At 67.5% G+C, this 2,825-nt stretch carries 2 protein-coding genes; both read right to left on the bottom strand.

The features are described 5' to 3' along the window. A partial coding sequence (locus Q8R27_RS12515) for a polysaccharide biosynthesis tyrosine autokinase (protein ID WP_305699336.1) occupies positions 1-1,950 on the bottom strand: 1,950 nt, incomplete at its 3' end. Positions 1,951-1,990: 40 nt separating this feature from the next. Beyond that, positions 1,991-2,725, bottom strand: coding sequence for a polysaccharide biosynthesis/export family protein (locus Q8R27_RS12510; RefSeq protein ID WP_305699335.1), 735 nt, complete (start codon positions 2,723-2,725; stop codon positions 1,991-1,993). Between the last annotated feature and the right edge of the window lie 100 nt (positions 2,726-2,825).

Here is a 2,825-nt window from a genome sequence, read left to right as displayed (position 1 = left end):
CGGCAGCGGCCCGCAGGCCAGGAAGAACAGGTTCTTCTGGTGCGTAGGTTGCACCGCCGGGATCAGGTCGACGCCGCCGGCCAGCAGGTTGCTCAGGCCGACGCCGTTGTCGCGCGAGAGGATCTTGTGTAGCGAGGGGTCGCGCAGGTCGGCGTCGATCAGCAGCACGCGCATGCCCAGCCGGGCGAACCCGGCGGCGATCGCCAGCGAGGTGGTGGTCTTGCCCTCCGCCGCGCGGCTGCTGGTTACCAGCAGGCTGGAGGGCACGCCCTCCTGCGTCGAGAACTGCAGCGCGGTGCGCACGGAGTAATAGGCTTCCGACAGCATCGATTTCGGATCGGACAGCGCGCGGACCGGGCTGAGGTTCTTGGGCGCGATCGGCACCGTGCCCAGCAGCGGCAGGCCCAGGGCCCGTTCGATATCTTCCGGAACCTTGATCGATACGTCCAGCTGCCCGAGCAGGAATGCAACCGCGACGCCCAGCATCAAGCCAGCCAGGCCGAACTGCGCCAGATTATGGATCGGCCGCGGCGCGAACGGCGCTGTGGGCGTCTCCGCGCGGTCAACCACCGAGACGTTGTTGGTGCCGATCCCGCCGGCGACGCCGATCTCCTTGTAGCGCTGCAGCAGGCCGTCATAGAGGCTGCGGTTGGTGTCCACCTCGCGCTGGATGATGTTGTACTGGATGGAACGCGAGCGCAGGTCGAGCACCTCGCCCTTGCGTTCCTCCACCGCCGCGGCCAGCGAGCGCTCCTGGCGCAGGGCGACGTCGTACTGGTTCTTCAGCGCGCCCTTCACCGATTGGGCCTGGATCGACAGCTGGCGATCGAGGGCGTCGATGCGCGCCCGCGCCTCGACCATCGTCGGGTAGTCGGGTTTGAACAGCTGCAGATTCTGCTGATACTCGGCCCACAGGGTTGAACGCTGCTGCTGCAGCGACTGGCTGGACGGGTTCTGCAACACCTCAGGCAACGAGCCGTCGGGCGTGGAGCGCGCCTCGCGCCAGCGCTGCTCGGCCTGGATGCGGTTGTTGGTGGCCAGCGCCAGCGCCTGGTTCATTGAGGCGAGGTCGGTGGCCGCCAGCGACTGCTGGGGCATGGTCTGGCCGTCGGAGCCGGTCGACTCTCCGCCGATGTTGATGATCTCGCGGCTGGCCGCATAGGCGACGAGCTGGCGTTCGGACTCCTCCAGCCGCTGACGGATCTGCGCCAGCCGGCCCTCCAGGAAGCGGCGGGCGTAGGACGAGGCCTCGTAGCGCCGCTCCAGGTTGGTGGCGATGAAGTTGTCGGCCACCGCGTTGGCGATCTTCGCCGCGACCACCGGGTTCGGGCTCTCGTAGCTGACCTTGACCAGGCGCGAGCTCTGCACCGGCTCGACGCGCAGGCCCTCCATCACCAGCGACACCGCCTGATGGCTACGCTCGCTCCGCTCGGCGGCGGTGCGCGGCTGCGCGGCTGCGCGCGCCACCTGGGCCGCGGTCTTGTCGCCCTTCTGGTTGAGGAAGGAGTCGTCGTAGGCGAGGTTGAGGGTCGCCACGATGCGCTCGGCCAGCGATCGGCTTTTCAGCAGCCCGTACTGGGTCTGATAGAACTCCGCCGCACTCACCTGCTCGGGCGTCTGCTGGCTCTCCACCGCAACGATCTTGGCCGGTTCGCGGTCGATCTGCAGGGTGGTCGAGGCCCGGTACAGCGGCGTCGTCAGCAAGGTCGCCACGACGCCCGCGGCGAGACCCGCCAGCAGCGCGGCCGCCAGCAGCCAGCGCCACTTCTGGGCGATGTGCCAGTATTTCAGGAAGTTGAAGTCGGCCTCCGGCTCATCGTCGTCGAAGCCGGAGGCCTCGCCGGCCGGCTGCAGCGCACGGGTCTGGGCGTGGCTGGGCGCATCGCCATGCGACCGAACCGTCACCGGTCCCTCGCCTTCGCGCCATGCCTCGTCGTTGTCCGGCCTCATTGCGACCCGATCACCTTTGCTTGCCGAAACCAACCCATGCTCACATCCCCAGCCGCAACAGCGAGAACAGCGGCGTCGCGCCGATCACGTTCTGCAACGCCCGTTTCGACCCGGAAACAGGCACGACGATGACATCGGCCGGATAGATCTGTGGATCTTCGACCTTGCCCAGGCGGATATCCGCCAGATTGACCACCGCGGCCCGCCGCTGGCGATCCACGGTGCGGAAGATCACCACGGTCTTCAGGTTGGCGAACTGGTCGACGCCCTCGGCGGTGGCGACCGCCTGGATCAGCGTCATCCGCCCGATGATGTCATAGACGCCGGGGCGCTTGACCGAGCCTTCGACGGTGAACTTGCTGCTCTGTGACGACTTCACCAGCACGCCGACCTGAGGCGACTGCAGATAGCGGGCGCCCAGGCGCATAGCGATCTCGTCGCCGAGCTGGCGCGGGGTCTTCGCGGACGCCTGCACCGAGCCGATCAACGGGAAGTCGATGGCGCCGCTGGCGTCCACCTGCAGGGTGCGGTTCAGATTGTCGACCTTGAACACGGTGATCTCCAAGGTGTCCAAAGGCCCAATCCGATAGTCCTGCTGCTGGACGGCGGCGCTGGCCGCCGGATCTGGCGGCGGCAGAGACGTGACGCTGCCCTTGGGCGCCCCCGACTCGCAAGCCGCCAGGCTCAGCGACACCGCCGCGATGGCCGTACCGATCAACCTGCGTGCGATTGCAGCCGGCCGGATGCATCCCGCAGTGCGCGAATCAGACGCCATGTGGGATATGTCCGATGGATTTCCGACTCGCCACTTATTCGACACAAAGGCCCTCGATTTCAGCAGAGCGGACGGAAAACGGCCGCGGAGGCGCGCTGGC

This window comes from Phenylobacterium sp. (genome assembly GCF_030697305.1).
Lineage (GTDB): Bacteria > Pseudomonadota > Alphaproteobacteria > Caulobacterales > Caulobacteraceae > Phenylobacterium.
The sequence above is the reverse complement of the archived record's forward strand: the minus strand, read 5'-3'. Positions and strand labels throughout refer to the sequence as shown.

What these genes read in the sequence shown, in the direction of transcription:
- Q8R27_RS12510 (WP_305699335.1), bottom strand. Translation starts at nt 2,725, where the DNA reads ATGGCGTCTGATTCGCGCACTGCGGGATGCATCCGGCCGGCTGCAATC.